This window comes from Sodalis sp. (in: enterobacteria), from assembly GCF_047607725.1.
Taxonomy (GTDB): domain Bacteria; phylum Pseudomonadota; class Gammaproteobacteria; order Enterobacterales; family Enterobacteriaceae; genus JBLKSS01.
On sequence record NZ_JBLKSS010000016.1, the window covers coordinates 1 to 23,585 of the forward strand.

The window sequence follows — 23,585 nt, forward strand, 5'->3', positions numbered from 1 at the left end:
ACCGGAGCAGATGCGAGATCTGCTAGGGGGACAATATCTGAAATATCAGAAAAGCATACTCATCACGGGGCCGACAGGTACGGGCAAAACCTGGCTCAGTTGTGCGCTTGGAGAGCAGGCATGCCGGCAGCAATATAGCGGGCGTTACTGGCGTGTGGGTCGGTTGCTGGTCCATCTTCACCAGTGTCAGCTAGACGGAACCTACCTAAAACAGCTTAAGCAGTTAGGAAAAATAGACTAAAACTGAGTCAGAAGATGAGCGAACACGTGATCGAATATCACTGGAATGGGTGATCGGAAAATATCGGAATAACTGATCGGATGTCGCCGGAACAGATGATCGGATACGTCGGAATCTGCATGAGGGCGAAGGGTTTCCCATTTTTGCCTTTGATGCCTCGCTGGGCGGCCAATTTCCCGTTATCTGCGTCGTGTTGTTCAACCCCGCCAACGGTACCTGTTTCGCCTCGTTTGGCGCCCATCCGGATTTCGGCGTAGCGCTGGAGCAGACGGTGACCGAGCTGCTGCAGGGGCGCGGCCTGAAAGATCTCGACGTCTTCACGCCGCCGACGTTCGATAATGAAGAGGTCGCCGAACAGACCAATTTGGAAACCCATTTTATCGACTCCAGAGGCCTGATTTCGTGGGACATGTTTAAGCAAGAGGCGGATTATGCCTTTGCGGACTGGGATTTCAGCGGCACCACCGCAGAAGAGTTCGCCACGCTAATGGGGATTTTCCAAACGCGTGGAACGGAGGTCTATATCGCCGATTATCAGCATCTGGGGGTCTATGCCTGCCGTATCCTAGTACCGGGTATGTCGGACATTTATCCGGCGGAAGATTTGTTGCTGGCCAACAACGCCATGGCCATCGATCTGCGCGCGACCCTTTGCCAACTGCCCGCAAGCCGGTGGCCCCAGGCGCGATATCTGGCGCTTATCGAGCAGATTGACACGTTGGGTCTGGACGACTTCGCCCGGGTGCGTGAACTCCTGGGTCTCGCCACCGGCAGGGACAATGGCTGGTTTACCCTGCGGGTGGGCGAGCTGAAAGCCATGCTGGCGCTGGCCGGCGGCGACCATGAGCAGGCGCTGCTGTGGACCGAATGGACACGGGATTTCAACGCGTCGGTGTTCAGCGCGGAGCGGGATAATTATTACCGCTGCCTGCATACGCTGCTGCAATTGAAAGACGAGGACGGGCGCGGCGGCGTCTTACCAGCACGCCTTCGCCCGCATGTACGGCGCCCAGACGCTCGCCGCCGCCACTGCGGCGCTCGCGGGGGAAAACCCCTTCCTACGGCTTGACGCCGCTGGATGAAGATCTGCATGCGCTGCCGGCGCATCAGGCTCTGTTGGCCGCGTATGAAAAATTGCAGCAGGCTAAACGCCGCTTTTGGTCGGCGCAGAAGTAGCGGCCGCGAGGCGACGCCGGCGACGGGAGGCAATCCACGGCCGCCCGTCGCCGCAATTTACCCTTGCGGCGAATTGACTTAAGCAACGCAACACTTTTATAGGTGACAGGCTAAGGCCAATTGTTTCCATAAAGTAAAATCCCGCAGATAATAAAAGCAAATAACAACAACTGCGCCACAATTGTTATCAAACTGGCGTGTAAATTGGTGCAAAAAATGTGATTTTCAACTCATTTTATAAATTTTAAAAATTATTTTTACAATATAAATAAATGCATTAAATAGAAAACCCGTACTGAATATGGTGTATTTCCCCCTTCAAGTTTGGCCACCTATGATCCATGTCAATTTTTGCCTTATACTGACTTGGTAGAATTAACTCGTAAATTAATTCCACGAAAGAGTTAGTATGAAAGCCGACAACCCTTTTGATTTGTTATTACCTCCGGCGGCGGCAAAAGTGGCTGAGGAAGCGGGCGTCTTTATTTTCATCGCGTTCGTGTTTTACATTACCGCTACCACCGGTACCGCCGCCGTACCTTACGGCTTCGCCAAACTTATCGGCGGTTTTTGTTTCTCTCTAGGGTTAATGCTGGTCATCATCAGCGGCGCCGATTTGTTTACCTCATCGGTACTGATTGTCGTGGCCCGTGCTAGCGGCCGTATCAGTTGGGCACAGCTGGTGCGTAACTGGATCAGTGTTTATATCGGCAACCTGATAGGCACACTGTTATTTGTGGCCCTCATCTGGTTTGCGGGTCAGCATATGGTCGCCAACGGCGCTTGGGGCCTGAATGTGTTGCAGACCGCCGACCATAAAATGCATCACACCTTTATCGAGGCGGTCTGCCTCGGTATTCTGGCAAACTTGATGGTTTGCCTGGCTGTCTGGACCAGTTATTCCGGCCGCAGCATGTTCGATAAAATGTTCGCCATGATTATGCCGGTCACGATGTTTGTCGCCAGCGGGTTTGAGCATAGCATCGCCAACATGTTTATGATTTCGATGGGGATCGTTATCAAGAATTTCGCCTCGCCAGCTTTTTGGCAGGCCATCGGTATGGCGCCGGAGCAATTCGCCAACCTGACGGTCGCCAATTTTATCACCGACAATCTGATTCCGGTTACGATCGGCAACATTATCGGCGGTGGTTTATTAGTAGGGTTAACGTATTGGGTAATTTATCTGCGCGGTGACAACCAGCACTGAGTTGTGCCGCCAAAGCCGGATTGTCGAAATCCACATTAGAAGGTAGGTGTATAATGACCGATCTGAATACAAAACTGTCCACGGCCTGGGAAGGTTTTGCCGCAGGCGACTGGCAGAAAGAAGTCAACGTGCGTGACTTCATCCAAAAAAACTACACTCCCTATGAAGGCGACGAAGCTTTCCTGGCGGGCGCCAGCGCCGCCGCCACGTCGCTGTGGGAGAAAGTGATGGAAGGAATCAAAATCGAGAACCGCACCCATGCACCGGTCGATTTTGATACCGATGTCGGCGCCGCCATGTCCTTCGGCCGCGTCTCCACCTTCCTGGACGTGTTCATCGAACGCGACCTGAAGGCCGGCAAATTGACCGAAGATCAGGCGCAGGAACTTATTGACCATCTGGTCATGAAACTGCGTATGGTGCGCTTCCTGCGTACGCCGGAATACGACGAACTGTTCTCGGGCGACCCGATCTGGGCAACCGAATCCCTCGGCGGTATGGGCATCGATGGCCGTACCCTGGTGACCAAAAACAGCTTCCGTTTCCTGAACACCCTCTACACCATGGGTCCGTCGCCGGAACCGAATATGACCATCCTGTGGTCGGAAAAACTGCCGATGAACTTTAAGAAGTTCACCGCGAAAGTGTCTATCGACACCTCGTCCGTGCAGTATGAAAATGATGACCTGATGCGTCCGGATTTCAACAACGACGACTACGCTATCGCCTGCTGCGTCAGCCCGATGGTGGTCGGCAAACAAATGCAGTTCTTCGGCGCCCGCGCCAACCTGGCGAAAACCATGCTGTACGCTATCAATGGCGGCGTGGATGAAAAACTGAAAATGCAGGTCCGCCCGAAATGGGAACCGCTGGCGGACGAAGTACTGGATTATGATCGCGTGCTGGAACGTACCGACCATTTCATGGACTGGTTGGCCAAACAGTATGTCACCGCGCTGAATATCATCCATTACATGCATGACAAATACAGCTACGAAGCCTCGCTGATGGCGCTGCACGATCGTGACGTCTATCGCACCATGGCCTGCGGCATTGCCGGTCTGTCCATCGCCGCCGACTCGCTGTCCGCCATTAAATATGCCAAAGTCACACCTATCCGTGACGAAGACGGCCTGGCTATCGACTTTAACATTGAAGGCGAATACCCGCAGTTCGGTAATAACGATCTGCGCGTCGACGACATTGCCTGCGACCTGTTGAACGCTTCATGAAAAAAATTCAGAAGCTGACCACCTATCGCGGCGCCGGCGCGACGTTTGGACCGGGCGCCAACCCGATGCACGGCCGTGACCAGAAAGGTGCCGTCGCCTCGTTGACCTCGGTAGCGAAACTGCCGTTCGCCTATACGAAGGACGGGATTTCCTACACCTTTTCCATCGTGCCGAAGGCGCTGGGTAAAGACGACGACGTGCGTAAAGCCAACCTGGCGGGTCTGATGGATGGCTATTTCCATCATGAAGCCGGCGTCGAAGGCGATCAGCATCTGAACGTCAACGTGATGAACCGAGAAATGCTGGTGAAAGCCATGGAACATCCGGAAGATTACCCGAACCTGACCATTCGCGTGTCCGGTTATGCGGTACGCTTCAACTCACTGACCAAAGAGCAGCAGAAGGACGTCATCACCCGTACCTTCACTGAATCAATGTAATTTCCCACACCGTCTTAAAGGGCGTAAAATAAAGGCTCCACGAAAGCGGGGCCTTTTCACTCGGCGCGGCGCGCCCAATGGAACAGCGCGTTTTGTCTGACGGCTATACTTACCGTAAGCAGGCTTTCAGCCGAAACTTATTATTCCATTATCAATGGAGAACTCCCTGCCATGTCTGTTACTGGTCGTATCCATTCCTTTGAATCCTGCGGTACCGTAGATGGCCCCGGCATTCGTTTTATCATTTTTTTTCCAGGGCTGCCTGATGCGCTGTCTATATTGCCACAATCGCGATACCTGGGATACCCTCGGCGGGCGAGAAATTACCGTTGAGGAGATCATGCGCGAGGTGATCACCTATCGCCATTTTATGAACACGTCCGGCGGCGAAGCGATTCTGCAGGCGGAGTTCGTACACGACTGGTTCCGCGCCTGCCATGCCGAGGGCATCAACACCTGTCTGGATACCAACGGTTTTGTCCGTCGCTACGATCCTGTGATTGACGAATTACTAGAGGTCACTGATTTGGTGATGCTGGATATTAAGGAAATTAATGACGATATCCATCAGAATCTGGTCGGGGTGTCCAATCACCGCACCCTGGATTTCGCCCGCTATCTGGCCAAAATCAATAAGCGTACCTGGCTGCGTTATGTAGTGGTGCCGGGCTGGTCGGACGACGATAAATCGGTCCATATGCTCGGCGAGTTTACCCAGCATCTGAGCAATATCGAGAAAATCGAGCTGCTGCCTTACCACTAATTGGGCAAGCATAAATGGATCGCCATGGGCGAGGAATACAAGTTGGAAGGCGTCAAACCGCCCACTACCGAAACCATGAATCACGAGCGCGATATTTTGGCGGGCTACGGCCACAAAGTAATGTACTAAGGCCCCGCCGCGCCGAGCGACAGCCCGCCGTGGGCGGGCCGCGATCTGTCGCCCCCCTTAACGCGCCCTGCCGTTTCGCCCGCCTCGGTGTAATACATGTTTACTTACTAATCCTGAAAATTTATGAACAAGTCATAATATATGATGTAGTATCATATTTATTTGAACAATAAATGTGATTAGAGGTTATGAAAGCAAACCACATTAAAGCAGCCCGCTTGCGGGACATTTGGCGGCTTATTGCGCCGTATTGGCGTTCAGAAGAAAAATGGCGAGCCTGGGGCCTGTTGACCGTCATTATCATTCTGTCTTTGGCTATCGTGTATTTAAGCGTGTTATTCAACCAATGGAACCGAGTGTTTTATGACGAGCTACAATCCAAAAATTTCGCGGTGTTCAAAAGCCAACTGTTTAAGTTCACCTGGTTGGCGCTGCTTTATATCCTGCTTTCCATCTATAAGATCTATCTCACCCAAGGGTTGCAGATGCACTGGCGACGCTGGATGACCCGGCAGTACATGGAAAAATGGTTGTCTCACCACGTTTATTATCACACGGAACAGCAGCAAACGGTGGATAACCCCGACCAGCGTATCGCCGAAAACTTGAACGCCTTGACCAATGGCACGCTTTCGCTGACCCTCGGTCTGCTATCCAGTGTCGTCACTTTCGTCACCTTTATTTCAATTCTCTGGTCGGTAAGCGGCCCGCTGAGTTTTGTGTTCAGCGGCCATCACATCACCATACCGGGCTATATGGTCTGGTTCGCCATTTTGTATGCCGGCGTCGGTTCCCTTATTATTTGGAAAGTGGGCCTCCCCCTGGTGAGCCTGGGCTTTATGCAGGAGAAGTTTGAGGCAAATTTCCGCTTCGGGCTGATCCGCATCCGTGAAAACAACGATGCCATTGCGCTTTATCAAGGTGAACCGCGCTAGGCCAAACAGCTGGACGACCGATTTGTCTCCATCAAGGATAACTGGTGGTCCATCATGCGCGTCGGTCGCCGGCTGAACGTCGCCAGCAACTTTTATGGGCAGTTTGCCATTATCTTTCCCATCCTGGTGGCCGCCCCGCGCTACTTCTCCGGTGCTATCCAGCTCGGTACGCTGATGCAGATTAACTCCGCCTTCGGCCAGATTCAGGGCTCGCTGTCCTGGTTTATCGATGCCTTTACCCAATTGGCCAATTGGAAAGCCTGCATCAACCGTTTGGCGGGTTTTAACGCCGCGGTGGACCGCCACAGCAGTCAAAATACGCCCATCGAGCGCGCGCGGGACCCGCTCCAGGCGCTGTCTTTGCAGGTGTTAACGCTCAGCATTCCCGACGGCCTCTCCCTCTTTGTGCCGGTCACAGCGTCCATTGCCCCCGGTGAGCGGGTGTTGGTGGCCGGGCCGTCCGGCTGCGGTAAATCCACGCTGCTGCGGGCCATAGCCGGCATCTGGCCCTATGGCAGCGGCGGCATTCTGCTGCAAGAGGATCGTAAGCTGCTGTTTTTACCGCAGCGCAGTTATATTCCCATCGGCACATTGAAAGGCGCGCTGTGCTATCCCGATGCGCCGGATCACTTTACCGAAGCGTAAATGCATGAAGTGTTAGTGCAGTGTCGCCTCAAACATCTGCTGCCGCGCCTCAATCACGAGGCCAGCTGGAGCCACTGGCTTTCGCCCGGTGAACAGCAGCGGCTGGCGTTCGCCCGCGCCCTTCTGATAAAGCCGGAGATTTTGTTTCTTGATGAAGCGACCAGCGCGCTGGATGATGAGAATGAGCAGCTTATGTATCGTCTGCTGATTAACACGTAAGCGCCCCGTGGAGGACGTCTTGAATTATTGGTGGGTTTGTTGGGCCCGGTAAGAATATGTTCCACTACGATGCCTAGTGAACCCGCATCCTATAAGGGACGGCTGTCAGATCATGGATAATCCGGCGATGATAGTGTCCACTTAAATTTTAATGGACACTATCACAAACTTCAGAACCACTAATTTCATATCACTCAAACCGTGATGTAAATAAAAGTTATTAAAATCAATACAATGTGAAAATGCAATGAGCATAAGCGTGTAACGTAGGTTTACTGTCTCATACAACAAACCCACCAATAATTCAAGACGTCCTCCACAGGGCGCTTACCTTAAAGGCGAATCACTACGCAAAGAGCAAGGAGTAGCCAGCACAGGAAAAATAGACTAAAACCGAGTCAGAAGATGAGCGAACACGTGATCGAATATCACTGGAATGGGTGATCGGAAAATATCGGAATAACTGATCGGATGTCGTCGGAACAGATGATCGGATACGTCGGAATCTGCAGCACGGTATCTGGATCGTTTCCGATGAGGTCTATAGCCGCATTGTGTATGACGGCCCCCCCCGAGCGCTTCGCGCCGTCATTTCTGGATATTGCCGATCCCAACGACAGGCTGGTGGTCATCAATAGTTTTTCCAAAAGTTGGCTGATGACCGGCTGGCGGCTGGGTTGGGTGATCGCACCGCCGGAGTTGATGCATGAGTTGGGCAAACTGATTGAATATAACAGCAGTTGCGCCCCCGGTTTCGTGCAAAAAGCCGGCCTGGTCGCGGTAAACCAGGGTGAGGCGGTGCGCCAGGAGACGGTGGCCCGCTTTCAGGCTTCCCGCGACTACCTTTATCAGCGGCTCGGCACGCTGGCGGAAGTAGAAGTACCGCTGCCCGCGGGCGCCATGTATCTCTTTTTCCGCGTGCGCGGCCTAAACGACAGCTTAACATTTTGTAAAGCGCTGGTGGCGGAGGCCGGCGTAGGGCTGGCGCCAGGCAGCGCATTCGGCGAAGCGGGCGAAGGCTGCCTGCGGTGGTGTATTGCCAGCGCCATCGAAAAGCTGGAACAAGGCGCCGATCGCTTTAGCCGGTTCCTGCGCCACTCGGCCTGGCGGACCTGACCTCTATCCCTGCCGAGTGCCGGGACGCGCGAGCAGTGGGACGTCGCCAGCGTCGAAACGCGGCGGCCAGAGCGTTTAACCAGCGCGGCGAATCGCGATAGTCAGAGCGTTCCTTCGCCGCGGCGAGTTCGAGTGCGGCCCGGCTAGTTTATTCCGGCGTCATGGGCGGCACAAAAGCCAGACAAATCGGAACGGCGCCGGCGCCGGGATGGGGTATAAAAGCCATCTCCTCGCGATAACCGATAGATAATGCCGGCCACGGTGCCAGTATATCGCTGAAATCCGCTTCGCCGCAGTTCTGGCCGCGCGGCCCCAGCAGCAGTACGCCATCGTGCAGCAGCCTATCCTGACGCAACGAGCGGGTGTAGATATTCGGCCGCCGATAGACGGACCAGGGTGTAATCACCGCGGGGTGGTCGTCAATGTAGAACGTCAGCCACTGGGATAAATAATCGCCCCCGACAAAGCGCACCGGCTGGTGATACTGCCGCTGCCAGCGTTCGTTTACCTGCTGGCTAAAAGGTTTGATACCGGCTAATTTTTCGCCGGCTCCGCGCAGGTTTAACAGCATCACCGCGCTGTAGCCCGCTAGCACCAGCGGCGCCCACAGCAACAGTTTCTTCAGCGCGCCCGTCAGCGGCCGGTTAGGCGGTCGCGTCACGCAGGCCATCATCAGCGCCGGGGCGGGCATCATGTAAGGCTGTAGCCATTCGGTGATACGGCCACCGTCGTGAAGACTGAACCACACTAGAATAGGCCCCAGCGGGATCATCATCATCCCCAGGGCCGCCCGGCCCTGCGGGGTGGGTGGCCAGCCCAGACGGGCCCGCAGCACGATGAGCACGGCGGCGAGCACCGCCAGCGGATAAAACACCGTCGATGCCGAGAGTAAACCGTGCAGCGTCACACCGGGCGTGACCTGCGAATCCACCCATTTAAAGGCGGCAAAGTCGTTTTGCCATAACCACCATCCGTTTGGCGCCACAATAACAAGCCATACCAGAACGGCCAGATAAAACGCCGGTTGGCGGTAACACCGGCGGATGGCCGGCATTAGCAGCGTCAACACCCAGGCCGAGAACATGAACGAAAGGCTGGAATATTTCGCCATGCAGGCCAGCCCCCCCGTCACGGCGAACGCCAGCCACCAGCCAGGGCGATCGAAGGCGGCCCGTAGGAAAAATACCCACAGCCAGGGCCAGAGCATGACCAACAGATAATTATCGTTAAAGGAAATGATATCGAAATTGATGACGCCGCTGAGATTGAGCGTCAGCAGCGCCAGCCAGGCCAGGCGTCTGTCGGCGCTTAAGCGCCAGGCAAGTTGCCAAACGCCAAACATGCCCACCGCGACCGCCAGAAAATGCGGCGCATACCAGTAAAAGCTTAACCAGGGTGCCGACAGCCCCAATGCCGGCCGCATGACCAGCCCCACCAGCCAGGGGTTTTTAGGAGAGCCCCATTCCGCATTCGTCGCCCAGTTCAGCGCCTCGATAGCATCGTAAGGAACGGTGGGATCCAGCAGGAAGGTGACACCCGTCCATAGCATGGCATAGCCCGCACACCAGCCAAGCAGAAGAATTCGATCTCTTTTCATGTACTTCGGTAAATTAATTTTTTCCTACCATAGTGCGGCGGCGGTAAACGTTACCTAAACATCTACGTCGCCGGCTGGGGAAATACCGGCGGCGTCCCGTCGCCGCCAGGTGGCTATAGCGATAGCGGCGGGATTTAAGCTACACTCTCTAGGGATTTTCTACCGCGCGGAGAGCGTGTCATTTATGGCTTATATTCCAAAAAATTATGCCCGGCTGGAAAACGGCTATCGTGAAAAAGCGTTAAAGCTGTTTCCCCTGGGTTTGTGGTCGCTGCAGCCGCGAGTTCACCTATTCCAACCTGCGGGAGCTGACGGTGCATCATATCGATCACGATCACGGTAACAATCCCGAGGACGGCAGCAATTGGGAGATGTTGTGCCTGTATTGCCACGACCATGAGCATGAAAAATACACTGAGGCAAGTCTGTACGGCTCGACGGTGGTCGCGGGCGAGGATGCGCCGCGGGACGTGGGAATGGCGACCCACAACCCCTTTGCCAATTTGAAGGCCATGATGAAGAAATAGCCGGGATGGGCGCCGATTAGCGAATGACCAGCACGTCGGTGGGGTAATGCACATAGCCCGCGATCGCGGCCTTCCACATCGCCTCATCGTCCATCGGCCGGATAAGGGCGCCGGCGCCGGCGAACGATGACAGGTAGTCAGGCAGATAGGCCGGTTTGCCGATTGCCTGAATGCGCTGGCAGATGGCCTGATGCCCCTGTATATCCGCAAGGGTCGCTTTCGCCACCATCCAAAAGGCCTGCCGCCGGCGCTTATCGACGCTCTTCAAGGTTTCCGCCAGCAGCAGGCTATGCGCCTCCCGCGCTTCATTGCTATGCTATCCACCCGCAGCGCGTCATACCAGCTGTAGCTGCCGGCGAGAGCAAACAGCGGCACACCGTCCTGATAATGCTGCGCGCGGATGCAGCTCGCCAGTGCGCGATACAGCATCGGCGGCGTCTGCCGGTTGGTTACGGCACCACCAGCCGTGCAGCCAGGATCGGCCACGCTTGCCAACCAGGCGCGCGAGGGATTGTCGTCGGTGGGCCCCCAGGCACAGCCGCTTAACGCCAGCGCGATGGCGACGCCGAGGCGGCGATCCCCTCCGCGTTGAGGTTGAGATTCAGTCATCATTGCTCCCATTATGCCTTCACTAATCGCTGCCGCTCTGACGACAGACTGACGATGCGCTAAGGTTCAATTATCGGCAGGGCATGCTCGCCGGCGAAATGCCGCATCAGCCGATCCGACAGCGCCTGCAGCCCTTGTTCACTGAGCCGGCGGGCTTTTGTGCCATAGTCAGGGCAAGATGCCAACTGCCGCGTCGCCGCGTCCACCGAGGCCAACACCCCCTGCTGGAATCCTTCGCTTATGGCCTGACTACGCAGGCGCTCCGCCTCTTCGGCGGCCTGTTTAAGGCATTTTACCGCCTCGCGGCGGGCCTGTTTGATTAAATCCATCGCGTGACGCTGGCGCTGGAGGTGTTCACGTTTGATCAATATACCGCCGTAAACCGGCGGCATCCGGCGTAGCGGGATGTCTCTTGGCATGTTGAAAGGCAAGTTTGAGTAGTAGTAGTCGACAAGGGTACGGTCGGGACAACCCATGTGAATCATCCCGGCCTTCCTCCGGCGGGAACAGCAGATCCAAGCGCTGGCGTAGGCCGCGGGGCAAACCGTCCGCAAACGCCAGCAGTTCATATTTTCCCACGCTAACAGCTGTGCTGGACAGGCTCTCCGCGGGCGATGAACGGGATGCCACCAGCGGTAACGCGGCAAACTGTCGCAACCAGTCGGGCAAACCGGCACCGCACCCGCCTCTGGCGAGCGAGGCCCGATGGCGCTGGCAGGCCATCAACAGCGCTGTCTGCAGCAGCAGATGCAACGCCTCGACGAACTGGCGCGGCAAGGAGTGCGCGGGCAACGCCGGACGCTCAAGGCTGAGCCCGTACAGGCTTATCAGCATACCGTTAAGTATCGAGCGCTGCGTGATGCCGTCCAACATGGCGGGCAGCGCAAAGCGGGCCGGATGGATCCACGCCAGGGGATCGTACATGATGCTATCAAGGGGCACGACACTCATCGCTCATCGCGCGTATGGCCGCCGCCCGTTTTTTTCGCCACCATAAGCCGGCCGACAGCAGCAAGGCCAGACCGGCGCCAACGCCCCCCAACTGCCAGCCGTTCAGCGATGCCGCCGCGGGGGGCGACTGACGCACCGGCGGTAAATGCTGCGATACCGGCCGGCGGGAGAGGACCACTGAAATATGCTCGTAGGCCACCTCGGCGAAGCTGTTTTTCAAGAAACGTTTCACATCGCCTATCAACAGCGACGGATCACTTTCCGGCTCATAGCTCACAAGCGCGGAAAGAAAGGTGTACCGGTCGGGGCGTCCTGCCGTTCTCGCCGGCGTCGATATCGTAGCTGACGTGAACGCGTGCATTCACGACCCCCTCAAGCACCTGCAATGACTGCTCCAGACGCTGTTCGATAACCGAATATAGCCTTGCCTTTTCGGCGCGCGGCGAAGAAACCAGTGAATCGCCGGGAAACATCCGCACGATTTCCATACGGGGCGGCGAAGGTAACTGGTAAGTTTTCAACAGATCCACCGCCGCCGGCAAATCCACTTTGCTAATGGTAATACTATAACCGCCTTTGCCGTGATCCCTCTTTTCGGCGGCAATATTGTTGCGTTGCAGTGTGGCGATGACCTCGTTAGCCTGTACCTGATCGAGGTTTTTAAGCAATGCCTCATCTTTACAGGCGCTCAGCATGGCGCCGCAGGCCAGGCGGCGGGCGCTGCTCATGTGCCTAGCACGGTCTTTACCGCAAGGGTGGCTTTATTGACCAGTGCCGCTATCAGCGAGGTGCGCATGTTGTATTTCATGCCGTTGATTTGCTGTCGCACCATGTCCGTCAGCGCGTCATGCCGCTGGCTTAGTTAGCGGGGGCGGCTGCCGCAATAGCGTGAGCTTGTCGTGGTGGTTCTCGGCCACGCCGGCGGCAAGGGTGTGCAGTAATTGTTCCTCCAGGCTGCGAATCCCCTCCCGCGCGACGGAAACGGTCGAAGAATGCTGGAAAGGGTTGCCCCGCTGAAGGGGGCTGATGCTTGCGTGCATAATCTCGTTTCCTTTGAGAGTGAGGCAAGTTTCCCGCCTTGCCGTTAGCGCGAGTTACGAATGATTTTCGAGACAATATCGCTGAACATCTTCAACCGGGTGGTCAGGTTGAGAAAGCCGTTTTTAAGATTCGCGTCATTCTTCTGCGCCATGTATGCCGCCAGGGGATCGATATTATCCTGTTGATTCACCGCATTAGCAGCCCTGTCGTATATCGACTCAATGTGATTTACAGCTTGGCTGGGATTGCCAGCGTACCTGCTCTGTTCACTCGGGCTTACGCTACCGATACCGTTCACGTTTTATCTCCTTATCTGTTGGATGACGACAGGGTAAAATGCCAGTGGCCGGCGTTGGGTTTGACAAAATTCTACTGGCCATAGGAAAAAAATTTTCCCGCCAACGGATCGTCCTTAAGTTCGACGGCGAACTGCACATAGTTGCTGCTCCACCGCTGCTGAAAGGTTTCCACGTAGCGGTGGATCCGCTGGCGCTCGCCGTCCTCCAGCGCACCGTTTATCACGAAGGTGACGCTGTCGGGATGATCGACGCGGTTATAGCCGATCGCCAGCTGCCTCAAACCGTTTTAGGCGTCGCGCACCGCAGCGTCGTCGTCCAGTTGGCCGAACGAGATCTGCCGCGCATAAGGCAGCATTTCCAGCAGCGCCGCGCTCAATCGATCCCGCTCCGCCGGGGAGAGCACGGCCCGCTGCCGGCTGAGAATCAGCTCCGGCGCGGACGGATCGTCGATGTGGATGCGATGGAAACCCAGCCAGGGATAGTACCGTTCCAGCCAGGCATGCACCCGCCTGCGTTCGTCGTTACAGCTCAACACCTTCACCGCGGCGGCAGGGGGGTGGCGCACCAGCGATTGGCGACCCCAGGCGGCATCACGTTCACTGTCGGCCAGCATATACAGGCTCCCGTCCTTGCCGGGCAAAAGATGGAACTTACCGTTGTCACCGGCGAGATGCCTGCCCAAAGTCGCGACATCCTCATGACCCGTAACGGTTTAATACCGCAGCAGGTAACCCGCGCCAAGCATGGCCATTAGCGACATCAGAGCCAGCACGCCCCTGCAGCGCCATCGCAACGGGCGCTGAAGTCTCACGATAGTCCAGAACCGCCGCATCCCACGCGCTGCTCTGACCGCCAGCGGGCCGGCGGTCAACACCTGATTGGCGACCAGGGTGTCTCGCTGATACCGTCATCCTTTAAAACGCGCAGCGCGCTTTTGGGCGGCGCGGCGGTATCAATGACAATTTCAAAGTTGACGCCGCCCTGATGATGCGGAATGAAAATGGTCTCCGGCGGCAGGGAAGGTGGCTCATGTCGTCGGTCGGTCTGCTCCTCGCCACCGGCAACAAATAAAGTAATGGGTGCGCTAAGGTAATATTCGCATCCTTTAAGCGAACCGTTCAGCAAGCGTAATACGAGACCGTCCTGGCACAGCAACCCGACATCGTTTTCTTTATTCATCATCCATAATATCTATCAACACCGTAGCCTGCGAGGTAATTAATATAAGTATAACCTGTTCATTGGCGAAACTTCATGATGGAAATCTGATAAATTATTATTGCGCACGAGGAATTATTGCCGCCTGGGGAAATAAATTCTCATCATCGCCGTCATATTACGCTTAAAACGACGAGCTTTCATAGGGGCAATTTATTATTTCCCCTCAAGCCTCTTGCTATTGCCACAAGGAGGCATCGCAATGGCTGAGAGTCTTGCGCGCCAAGTTCCAATATCGGGTTTTAACCTGACAATAACATTGCGCTATAGCGGACTTATTGTCACCCACCCGAGGCATCGTCTCTTCCCCTGCGCATTATCGCCAGTTATTACCCAAGCAAGGCACGCGCGAGATGCGCCCCGCCTTCTTCGCGCGGGAACGACCCGGGTCCATCAGGGGCAGTCGTCCAGGCCGGCGTTATGCTTTTCCTGCCCTTCCGCTGGCTGACTCAGCTCGTCGAGGCTCTGGCGCGCCCAGCGGGTCAACTCGTTTTGCTGGCAATGATCAATGATCAATTGAAAATAGCGCTTCGCTTTGGCTTTTTTTTGCATGAGCGCCTGACACTGGCCGCTGTAAAAAACCGGTCGGTAATCCTGTTTCGCCATTGAAAACGCCACCGCATAAATATCCGCTGCCTTTTGATACTGCTTTTGCAACTGATAGACCGCGCCGAGGCCTATATAATAATCCGGGTTATGGCAGTCGTAAATGCACAGAAAGCGGAAAAAAGCCGCGGCATTTTCCAGCTGCTGATGAAGGTCATCATTATCGTCAGCGCCGGCAAGATCCGTCAGCCAACCTTCAGGTAGCTCGCGCATAGCCCTTTCCCCGGCGCTGCTGTTTACCACCTTCCATAATGTTTCAGCAATATTTTTTTTTTGAATATAATTATCAGCGGTCATGTTTATCTCCTGAAAATAGCCATATCAAATAAGATAAATTATCAGAGTAAATAGGGGTTAAATGACACACTTAGTTATTATGCAAAAGAAAATCTATTCATCATTCTTTTTTGCATAATCATAATGCCCGGCATTTTCTACATCTTGTAACCAGCTTAATAACCTAAGCACCTCGTCCAGCTCGTTAATCTTAACAAAAGAATAGAGGTGATGGGTATGATAAATCCGTCGGGCCAATTTCACATCTTCAATCACCGGCACGCCGACCTTTTTCGCATATGCACGCACGGCCAGCGCCCGCTGATTCCGCTCCAGCACCGAGATAAACGGCACAGGGGTCAAGTCGGGATTATGATAAATACCCACAGCAAGATGGGTGGGATTGGCAATAATCAATTGCGATCCTTTAATATCGGATTGGGTCTGTTCGGATAAGATCTCCATGTGGGCTTCGCGGCGGTGATGTTTAATCTCCGGGTCCCCTTCCTGCTCTTTCATCTCCCTCTTAATCTCCTGCTTATCCATTTTAAGATCGCGCAGGTGCAAAAAGTAATCGGCTATAGCGTCAAGAATCATTACGCAGACGATACATAACAAGCAGGTAAGTACCAGCGACATAAGCAATTGCCGCCAGATGGTCACGATGTCCTGCGGATTGGCAAACAGTTGCGCAAAGAGTAATTGCCTCTGACTGCGCCAGACGATCACCAGCGCCATGGCGAAACCGCCCAGATAGAGCATCGCTTTTACGCCGTCTTTCGCGGTGCGCTGGCTGAATATTTTCTTAATTCCGCGGGTGGGGTTGAGGGCCTGGGAATTGAGCTTGAACGCCCGGGTCGCCAGCAGAAAGCCGGTTTGCAGCAGCAACGGCAACGCTGACGCCGCAATCCCTATCGCGATGACCGGCAGCTGCAGCTGCAGCTGCAGCGCGAGAAACACCAGCGCGTTGCGGTAGGCGCTCAGAGATAACGAGAAATTGCCGGCCACCAGTTGGCGATAAAAATCCATCAGACTCTCCAGCGAGGTAAAGGAGGTCAGCCAACCGACGCCGCAGAGCATCGTGCAAGCGATAATGGCGTCGCGTGATTTGAAAGTTTGCCCTTTTTTCGCGGCGGCGCGCTGGCGTTTAGGCGTCGGCTTTTCGGTTTTATTGCTCATTGCCCCTCCCCGCCGGTGGGTCGTCGCTCAGCCATGCCTCCAGCTGGGGGGGGCGTCAGCCAATACTGACGAAACATGTCCGGCAGCAGCGGCGCGAAATAAATCAAAATAATGAGGAAGGTCACGCCGCTCTTAAGCGTTAACGTGATGGCAAAGGCATTCATCTGTGGCGCGAAGCGGGAAAGCAGGCCCAGCAAAATCTCAATAAGCAACAGCGCCGCCAATACGGGGCTTGAAAGCACCAGAATACGCGTCGTCATCGTCTCTAGCAGGGTGGTCATCTTGCCAAGCGACGGCAGGCAGGGCTGTAAAGGATCGCACAGTTGATAACTGCCGAGAAATACCTCGAGCAGCAGCGTCAAACCGCCTCCCTGCAGGAACACCGCGGCAAAAAAGAGATTAAACAAATTGGCGAGTTCCGAAGTATCGACGCCGCTGATGGGATCATAGGCGCTGCTGAGCAACGCGCCGCGCTGATAGTCAATCAGCGCCCTCAGACCATGCATAACCCAAAACGGCAACGCCAAAATTATTGCCAGCAGGAGTCCGATCGCCGCCTCGCGCAACACGATTTCCAGCATGCGCGCGCCCTCGAGTGAGGCCATGGCGTCGAAGGAGTAAGGCCACAGGGCGGCGCCGACGAAAAAAATGACCGGCGTGCGGACGGTAATGCTAAGGATGCTGCCGCTGAAAAACGGCAACAGGAAAAACGCCGGCGTAATGCGCGCCGACGCCACAGTCAGGGTAACGAGCCATTCATACAGGGAAGAGCACAGAGGCGAGATCATCGGTCAGAAGCGGGCTTAACGCCATCCTTATCACTTCATGGCCAAACTACAGCAGCGTTTCGCCATACCAGCCGGATAGCAAAAAAAGGCACAGGGTGACGCTCAACAGTTTAATGCCGAACGGCAGCGTTTGTTCTTGCAATTGCAACACGGTTTGGCACAGCCCCACCAGCAATCCCACAAGCGTCGCCACAATGATCGGCCCCGCCACCATAATAAGCACCAGATACAGAGCTTTGTTACCGGCAAACAACAGATTGTTCATCCCGGACCTCCTGCGATATCCGTGCCGGCGCCCATATCGAGATACTGCAGCACTAGCCCTTGCGACAACAACGTCCAACCGTCAAGCACCACAAACAGCACCAGCTTTATCGGCACCGAAAGGGTAATCGGGCTCATCATCATCATGCCAAGCGCCAGCAGTACGCTTGAGATAAGCAGGTCCACCACCACAAACGGCAAGTACAGATAAAAGCCGATTCGGAAAGAGTCCTTTATTCCACTCAGCGCATAAGCGGGCAATAGCGCCAGCATGGAGGGGGTATGGTCTGGCGCCTCGGCGTCGTGTGCGCCGCCGCCGTGCGCCCGGTCGAAAAACGCCGTCAGGCGCGGATCGGCGTATTTCTACAGATAATGCCGGTACGACTCCATGCTGTTTTCCAAAAACTCCAGCACCGAGGCGGCGCTGCTTAACGTCACCGGCTGCGCCTGGTAGACATCGCCGGCGATAGGCCCCATAATAAACATCGCCAGCATCAGCGCGTTGCGCACCATAACAAAGACGATGGAGAACTTGATATAGCAAGTGCCGGAGGTGATGATAAAGGGCAACAGCGGCGCCTGCGCCAGGATCCCGATAAGGCTCATCTCGTTGGGCAGGCCGAAATTAGCGGTCATAACGGTTATCCAGCGACAACTCCATTAATTCCACGCCCAGGCGATCTTCGAGCTGTACCAATTCGCCGAGCGCCAGCAGATGCCTATTGGCGCGTATCTCGATATGTTTTTCCCCCTCCGGATCCAGCTCCAGTACCTTTCCCTGACGAAACTGCTGTATTTCCCCCAACGACAGATAACGGTGCTGCAAAATAAATTCCAGCGTCAGCGGCAGATTGGCCAGCGGATCCTCCCCATCATCGCTAAGCGGTGCTCGCCCCGCCGAGGTTGGCCCTTCACCGCAGGCGTCTGCGCTAGTTCGGAGGAAGCCGCGGAATAACCGCCGCGCTCCCGCGGGTGGCCAGCCGTTGCGATACGGGAGGCGCTATGCGATTGACCGGCGGCGTGCGCATTACCGGGCGTCGCGGCAGCATCGGCCGCGGCGAAAGCTAAATCGGGCGTTAAAGAAACATGGCCGGGGGCCAGCGCGCCTTCATCGTTATCATTGGCCTTCATGCTGATCTTTCCTTCCTGTTGTAAATAAAAACCAATCGGACGCCCTTGGCATTTCACTTGGCGAGTGAGTCGCGAGATAAGCAGGACATCGCCGGACGCCAGTTGGCCGCGCATCGCCGCCGGAAGAAGACTGCAGCCAATCACCCATTCCACCACCAGGGGAACGCCGGATAGACAGGGCAAGCCGGTGGCGTGAAGAGTGGGCAGCGGCGCGTTGAAATGCGTCAGCCAGACCGGACATTCCTGTGCGGGTAGATACAGACAGGGGCCGTCGCCGGCGCGATAGTGCATCAGCGGACCGATCTCCAGGACCTGGCCGGACAATACCGCCGGCGCAAAAGACAAAGGCTGCGGCATGGCCTCTATCAACGCCTGGATTTGACGATCGCTGATGGCCTCGCGCGCCAGTCTGCATTCACACTCTCTGGCGATGAGGCGGAAACTCTCTCCGCCAGCGGCATAATAGCCGGGGACGCCGCCGTGGCTGACGGCCAGTCCCTTATCCTTGCGAGCGGTTCCATGTCATCATCTCCTCTGTTTCTGTCTCCTGCCGGTACAACTGTGTCAACCGATTAGCGTGTCGCTGCCACTCGAGCCAGCCATCGTACTTTTCCCGATTCCTCTGCCACACGCGCCGTTGGCCAAACGCCTCACGCTGCTGCTTATCCAACGTGATCACCGCCTGCTCCATCTGCCGCTGCCGGTCCGCCAACCGCCGGCTTTCTTCGCGCAGGGCCATCAACCGCTGCTGATGCAACATCAATGCGCGGCGATCAACGACCCCCTGCGGCCGGGCAAGCGCCGTTTGCCGCGCGATGGCCTGCTGCTGCTCCACCAACGTCTTGAGCCGTGCGGCCAGCGTTTCCCGTTGCCGCGCCAGCGCCGCAAGCGTCACCGTCAACGTGCGGCGACGCAGCTCGCAGCGCGCGCTGAGCCGCTCGATATCACGTATCAAGGGCATGCATTAACCTCAGCGTCTGGCCGAAATCCTCCGCCCGATCGACGTCCTGGCGAAGGAAGTCCCATAACGCTTGTTTTTTGGCCTGCGCCCGGTCATTTTCCGTGTTATCCCCAGGGCGATATTCCCCTAAATCGATCAGGGTCTGCATCTCCTCCAGCCGGGTCATCAGGCCACGGATGGCACCGGCCCGCGACTGTTGCCGGGGTTCGGTCAGCTGCCCCGCCACGCGGCTGGCGCGGCCTAGGATATCGATAGCCGGATAGTGATTCGCCGCCGCCAGTTTACGGCTAAGGTAAATATGACCGTCGAGAATCGAGCGGATTTCGTCGGCGATGGGATCCGGCTCGTCATCGCCTTCCAACAGCACCGTGTAAAATGCCGTGATACTGCCGGTATGCGTGTTGCCCGGCCGCTCCAGAAGACGCGGCAGCGCGTCAAACACCGAAGCGGGGTAGCCCCGTCTGGCCGGCGCTTCGCCCGCGGCCAGGGCCACATCCCGCAGCGCGCGGGCAAAGCGGGTCAAGGAATCCAGGAACAGCACCACCCGCTTGCCTTGATCGCGAAAGTATTCCGCCACCGTCGTCGCCACCAGCGCGGCGTTGCATCGCTCCAGGGAGGCGTAGTTAGACGTGGCATACACCAGCACGCATTGATGTCGGTGGGGAGAGAGGCGTAATGCCTCGGCGAATTCGGTCACCTCGCGACCCCGCTCCCCCACCAGGCCGATAACGAACACCTCAGCGTCGGCTTGGGCAATCAGCTGATGCATAAGCAGGGTTTTGCCGCAGCCGGCGGAGGAAAAAATGCCCACGCGTTGACCGATACCGCAGGTCAGCAGCCCATCAAGCGCGCGAATGCCGGTGATAAGGGGTTGCCGCACTCCCGCGCGCTGACGATAGTCCGGCGCGGGCGCATCAATGGCGCGCAGTTCGACGGCGCCGGCCTGTTGCGGCGCCGCCGCCAGGCGCTCACTCAGCCGGCCCGAGGGCAGGATGACGGTACCGAGCAGCGTGTCGCCTACCGCCACCCGCAGCGGGCCGCCGGTTGGGATGGAGCAGCATCTCCCGCGACAGGCCATGAGCTGCGCCGATAAGGCTGAGCACCGTCCGCTCGCGGTGAAACCCCAGCACCTGCGCATGGGCAATCACTTCGCGCGAGCGCCAATGACGGCGGATCTCGTAAATCTCGCCTACTGCCACCTCCGGCAGCGCCGCCTCAATAATAGGCCCCGACAGACGCAGGGGAAGCGCCTGCCGTCGCAGCATTCTCAGCGGCCGTTCCATTTAACGTAACGCCTTAGTGAAACGTTCCAAACGCTCGAAGAAGCCGCTTAACGCGCTGGTGAAATTTTATTTGTTCTCCAGATACCAAGGCAGCAGCAGCGCCTTAAGCTCAAGATAACTTTCATTTTCAGCCAGTGAAAAATGACCGCCGCGAATATACTCCGTGCCTTCAAGCAACTCTTTTAATAACTTATACGAACATTGCTCAAGAATAGTGTCCTGATATTCCGCAATGCGCGACCACAGCCAGATATCGTCATCGCTGCTGCTGATATAAATACTTGGCATGTCATTAAAATCCAGCGCAATCGTGGAATGACTGTTGAAATTACCCAGTAAACTGGGATCGCAGCCGCTGTCCAGCAGCGCCTCACGTACCAATGCCGCAATATCAACGTACATGTCGTATTCCTCTTGGTTTAAATTGTTTTGATCACATTTACGGTTACGCTGTCTGTTAATTCACCGAATGACAGCACTTCCAAATCGCGAAAACGATGTTGAATAAGTGATTTGATAAAACGTCGGATATCCGCCGCCGCCAGCAGGACAATATCGCGCTGGGCGATTGGTAGATTTTCCAGGGCGGTGGTAAATAACGCCATCAATTCTTCCGACACCTGCGGACCGAGATTCAGGAAAGTGCCCGCCGACGTGGTATGGATGCTGGCGCGAAGCGTTTCCTCCACCTCCGGCGACAGCATGACCACCCGCAGCAGGTTATCGGCGGCGAATTGGTGGCAGATATAGCGCACCAGCGCACAGCGTACGTGTTCCACCAGCGCGGACACATATTTTTCCCGCGGCGCCCACAGGGCCATCGCCTCCATACTCAGCTTCAAATGACGAATGGAAATGCGCTCCATCAGCAGCCGCTGCAGCTCGGCTGATGCGCTGCACCGTAGCGTGGCGCAACACTTCCTTTAGCAGATCGGGCGCATGGCCTTCCATTTGATCCAGCAAGTGCTTGGTTTCCTGCACGCCAAAAAATTCGTTGACGTGGTGAGTCAGCATCACCGCGAAGCAGTGATAAAGTTCATCCACCGCCGGCCGCAGCACGCAACCCGCGGCAAGCAGCTTCTCCCGGTCGTCCGGCGACGCCCACACCGCCTCCTGTTCCTGATGCAATGTCACGCCGGGCGGACAGGGCCGGTCGCCGGGTATGCTGCGCCGCAGCATGTCGAAGTGGACGATGAAGGTGTCGGCGCGGATTTCATTAAGCAGTACCCCCACCGTCCGATCGTCCGTATGTTCGCAGAGGCGTAGCATCAAAGGCGGCAACGTGACGCCAAAGTCGATGAGGAACTGGCCGCGCAGCCGTTCGCATAATTACTCTTTTTCCAGCCGGGCGTAATTGGCGCGCGACACCTGCAGGGTCACCGCCAGCGCCTCAGGCATCATCCGATCCGGATAGCCGCCGGCCGGCTGGCCGTCCCCTCTTCCGGCGCGCAGCGTCATGCCGCCGGCATAGTCCGTGGGCGCGGGCAGTGGGACGGCGCGGGTTTGCCGCTGGCGCATCAGCAGCAATGTACCGAGCGCCATGGCCAGCATAACGAACACCGGCAGCGGGAAGCCGGGCAGCATGCCGATGGATAGCGCCCGCACGGCGGTGACAAGCAGCACGAAGGGGTTTCCCAGCAATTGCTGCATGATATTACGGCCCAGATTATCACCATCGCCGTTGACCCGGGTGACGATGAGACCCGCGCTAATCGAGATCAGTAGCGCCGGGATCTGGCCGACCAGTCCGTCGCCGATGGTCAATAGAGTAAACGTGGACAACGCCTGGGACAGATCCATGTGATGCTGGTTCATGCCCACCGCGATGCCGCCGATAAAGTTGACGAAGGCGACGATAATGCTGGCGATCGCATCGCCCTTAATAAACTTCATCGCGCCGTCAAACGCGCCGTAGAGCTGACTTTCACGTTCCAGCACGCTGCGCCGCTCGCGGGTACCTTCGGCGTCGATCACGCCGCCGCGCAGGTCGGCGTCAATACTCATCTGCTTGCCGGGCATACCGTCCAAACAAAAGCGCGCGGCCACCTCGGCGACACGCTTAGAGCCTTTGGTGATGACGATGAACTGAACCACGGTCACGATGGCAAAAATGACAAACCCCACCACCAGGTTATCGCCGATGACAAACTGGCCGAAGGTGGCGATGATCTCGCCAGCGTCGGCGTCGGCGTCGGCGTCGGCGTCGGTCAGGATAAGCCGGCTGGTGCTTATCGTCAGCACCAGCCTGAACAGGGTCGTTATTAACAGCACCGCCGGAAACGTCGAAAAGCTCAAAATGCGATCGATATAAAACGCCCCCATGAATACCAGCATGGCGATGACAATATTCAGGCCGATAAGAAAACCCACCAGATAGGTCTGAAGTTGAATTATAATCATGACAATGATTATTATCACCAATACCAGAATCAATAATTCATGACGGGAATGAATGTGGTTTAAAAATCGATTAAGCACGTGAATGATCCATTTCGTTCAGCCAGATAGATATCAAGCAAGGACGCGACGTCCGCCGCCCGTTATTCCCGTCGAGCGGCGACGCGTTAACCGCATTAGCACCGGGCCGCCCGCTCGATCCCAACAGCATTGTTATTTTGTAAGCGCCCCGTGGAGGACGTCTTGAATTATTGGTGGGTTTGTTGTATGGCCCGGTAAGAATATGTTCCACTACGATGCCTAGTGAACCCGCATCCTATAAGGGACGGCTGTCAGATCATGGATAATCCGG

General features: G+C 56.2%; 20 protein-coding genes and 10 pseudogenes. 8 read left to right on the plus strand and 22 right to left on the minus strand.

What is annotated here, in order from left to right:
- The 7 genes and pseudogenes from ACMX3H_RS01980 to ACMX3H_RS02010 form a co-directional block, all read left to right on the plus strand.
- Positions 1-238: pseudogene (locus tag ACMX3H_RS01980) on the plus strand (ATP-binding protein); the annotation flags it as partial.
- 124 nt (positions 239-362) lie between these two features.
- Positions 363-1,417, plus strand: a pseudogene (locus ACMX3H_RS01985) (YcaO-like family protein); the annotation flags it as partial.
- 409 nt (positions 1,418-1,826) lie between these two features.
- A complete protein-coding gene (gene focA, locus ACMX3H_RS01990; protein WP_415209607.1) occupies positions 1,827-2,627 on the plus strand; it encodes a formate transporter FocA in 801 nt (266 codons plus the stop codon).
- Positions 2,628-2,680: 53 nt separating this feature from the next.
- Positions 2,681-4,299, plus strand: a pseudogene (locus ACMX3H_RS01995) (pyruvate formate lyase family protein).
- 171 nt (positions 4,300-4,470) lie between these two features.
- A pseudogene (gene pflA / locus ACMX3H_RS02000) lies at positions 4,471-5,191 on the plus strand (pyruvate formate lyase 1-activating protein).
- A 188-nt stretch (positions 5,192-5,379) separates the two neighbouring features.
- Positions 5,380-6,984: pseudogene (locus ACMX3H_RS02005) on the plus strand (ABC transporter ATP-binding protein/permease); the annotation flags it as partial.
- 564 nt (positions 6,985-7,548) lie between these two features.
- On the plus strand, positions 7,549-8,106 hold the full coding sequence (locus tag ACMX3H_RS02010) for an aminotransferase class I/II-fold pyridoxal phosphate-dependent enzyme (RefSeq protein ID WP_415209608.1): 558 nt from the start codon (positions 7,549-7,551) through the stop codon (positions 8,104-8,106).
- Between the two features lie 148 nt (positions 8,107-8,254).
- Here the strand turns inward: ACMX3H_RS02010 and ACMX3H_RS02015 are convergent, their stop codons facing one another.
- On the minus strand, positions 8,255-9,703 hold the full coding sequence (locus ACMX3H_RS02015) for a glycosyltransferase family 39 protein (RefSeq protein WP_415209609.1): 1,449 nt from the start codon (positions 9,701-9,703) through the stop codon (positions 8,255-8,257).
- A 184-nt stretch (positions 9,704-9,887) separates the two neighbouring features.
- Here ACMX3H_RS02015 and yajD point away from each other — a divergent pair.
- A pseudogene (yajD, locus tag ACMX3H_RS02020) lies at positions 9,888-10,230 on the plus strand (HNH nuclease YajD).
- Between the two features lie 16 nt (positions 10,231-10,246).
- Here yajD and ACMX3H_RS02025 read toward each other — a convergent pair.
- The 21 genes and pseudogenes from ACMX3H_RS02025 to ACMX3H_RS02125 all read right to left on the minus strand — a co-directional run bounded on the left by ACMX3H_RS02025 (position 10,247) and on the right by ACMX3H_RS02125 (position 23,525).
- A complete protein-coding gene (locus tag ACMX3H_RS02025; protein ID WP_415209610.1) occupies positions 10,247-10,498 on the minus strand; it encodes a hypothetical protein in 252 nt (83 codons plus the stop codon).
- Entirely contained in the window at positions 10,495-10,842 is a 348-nt protein-coding gene (locus ACMX3H_RS02030) for a hypothetical protein (RefSeq protein WP_415209611.1), read from the minus strand. The genes ACMX3H_RS02025 and ACMX3H_RS02030 overlap by 4 nt, the downstream gene beginning before the upstream one ends.
- A gap of 56 nt (positions 10,843-10,898) precedes the next feature.
- Positions 10,899-11,207, minus strand: coding sequence for a hypothetical protein (locus ACMX3H_RS02035; protein ID WP_415209612.1), 309 nt, complete (start codon positions 11,205-11,207; stop codon positions 10,899-10,901).
- Positions 11,194-11,790, minus strand: a complete 597-nt coding sequence (locus ACMX3H_RS02040; protein ID WP_415209613.1) for a type III secretion apparatus protein OrgA/MxiK — start codon at positions 11,788-11,790, stop codon at positions 11,194-11,196. The genes ACMX3H_RS02035 and ACMX3H_RS02040 overlap by 14 nt, the downstream gene beginning before the upstream one ends.
- Positions 11,771-12,022: a hypothetical protein gene (locus ACMX3H_RS02045; protein WP_415209614.1), complete on the minus strand. Its 252-nt coding sequence runs from the start codon at positions 12,020-12,022 to the stop codon at positions 11,771-11,773. Before ACMX3H_RS02045 ends, ACMX3H_RS02040 begins: the two co-directional genes overlap by 20 nt.
- 34 nt (positions 12,023-12,056) lie before the next feature.
- Entirely contained in the window at positions 12,057-12,518 is a 462-nt protein-coding gene (locus ACMX3H_RS02050) for a hypothetical protein (RefSeq protein ID WP_415209615.1), read from the minus strand.
- Between the two features lie 356 nt (positions 12,519-12,874).
- On the minus strand, positions 12,875-13,129 hold the full coding sequence (locus tag ACMX3H_RS02055) for a hypothetical protein (protein ID WP_415209616.1): 255 nt from the start codon (positions 13,127-13,129) through the stop codon (positions 12,875-12,877).
- Positions 13,130-13,200: 71 nt separating this feature from the next.
- A pseudogene (locus ACMX3H_RS02060) lies at positions 13,201-13,818 on the minus strand (PrgH/EprH family type III secretion apparatus protein); the annotation flags it as partial.
- A 179-nt stretch (positions 13,819-13,997) separates the two neighbouring features.
- Positions 13,998-14,312, minus strand: coding sequence for a PrgH/EprH family type III secretion apparatus protein (locus tag ACMX3H_RS02065; RefSeq protein WP_415209617.1), 315 nt, complete (start codon positions 14,310-14,312; stop codon positions 13,998-14,000).
- Positions 14,313-14,741: 429 nt separating this feature from the next.
- Positions 14,742-15,251 (minus strand): tetratricopeptide repeat protein, encoded by a 510-nt coding sequence (locus tag ACMX3H_RS02070; RefSeq protein WP_415209618.1) that lies wholly within the window; start codon positions 15,249-15,251, stop codon positions 14,742-14,744.
- A 93-nt stretch (positions 15,252-15,344) separates the two neighbouring features.
- Positions 15,345-16,409 (minus strand): EscU/YscU/HrcU family type III secretion system export apparatus switch protein, encoded by a 1,065-nt coding sequence (locus tag ACMX3H_RS02075; protein WP_415209619.1) that lies wholly within the window; start codon positions 16,407-16,409, stop codon positions 15,345-15,347.
- Positions 16,406-17,197, minus strand: a complete 792-nt coding sequence (gene sctT / locus ACMX3H_RS02080) for a type III secretion system export apparatus subunit SctT (RefSeq protein ID WP_415209620.1) — start codon at positions 17,195-17,197, stop codon at positions 16,406-16,408. Before sctT ends, ACMX3H_RS02075 begins: the two co-directional genes overlap by 4 nt.
- A 46-nt stretch (positions 17,198-17,243) precedes the next feature.
- A complete protein-coding gene (locus ACMX3H_RS02085; protein ID WP_415209621.1) occupies positions 17,244-17,462 on the minus strand; it encodes an EscS/YscS/HrcS family type III secretion system export apparatus protein in 219 nt (72 codons plus the stop codon).
- Positions 17,459-18,079: pseudogene (locus ACMX3H_RS02090) on the minus strand (EscR/YscR/HrcR family type III secretion system export apparatus protein). Before ACMX3H_RS02090 ends, ACMX3H_RS02085 begins: the two are co-directional and overlap by 4 nt.
- Before the next feature lie 7 nt (positions 18,080-18,086).
- Positions 18,087-18,287, minus strand: coding sequence for a FliM/FliN family flagellar motor switch protein (locus ACMX3H_RS02095; protein ID WP_415209622.1), 201 nt, complete (start codon positions 18,285-18,287; stop codon positions 18,087-18,089).
- A gap of 14 nt (positions 18,288-18,301) precedes the next feature.
- A complete protein-coding gene (locus tag ACMX3H_RS02100) occupies positions 18,302-18,949 on the minus strand; it encodes a hypothetical protein (protein WP_415209623.1) in 648 nt (215 codons plus the stop codon).
- A 142-nt stretch (positions 18,950-19,091) separates the two neighbouring features.
- A complete protein-coding gene (locus ACMX3H_RS02105; protein WP_415209624.1) occupies positions 19,092-19,553 on the minus strand; it encodes a hypothetical protein in 462 nt (153 codons plus the stop codon).
- Positions 19,537-20,836 (minus strand): annotated as a pseudogene (gene sctN, locus ACMX3H_RS02110) (type III secretion system ATPase SctN). Before sctN ends, ACMX3H_RS02105 begins: the two are co-directional and overlap by 17 nt.
- A gap of 66 nt (positions 20,837-20,902) precedes the next feature.
- On the minus strand, positions 20,903-21,238 hold the full coding sequence (spaK, locus tag ACMX3H_RS02115) for an SPI-1 type III secretion system chaperone SpaK (RefSeq protein ID WP_415209625.1): 336 nt from the start codon (positions 21,236-21,238) through the stop codon (positions 20,903-20,905).
- A gap of 17 nt (positions 21,239-21,255) precedes the next feature.
- A pseudogene (locus ACMX3H_RS02120) lies at positions 21,256-23,314 on the minus strand (EscV/YscV/HrcV family type III secretion system export apparatus protein).
- Positions 23,307-23,525, minus strand: a complete 219-nt coding sequence (locus ACMX3H_RS02125) for a hypothetical protein (protein ID WP_415209626.1) — start codon at positions 23,523-23,525, stop codon at positions 23,307-23,309. The pseudogene ACMX3H_RS02120 and the gene ACMX3H_RS02125 overlap by 8 nt, the downstream one beginning before the upstream one ends.
- Between the last annotated feature and the right edge of the window lie 60 nt (positions 23,526-23,585).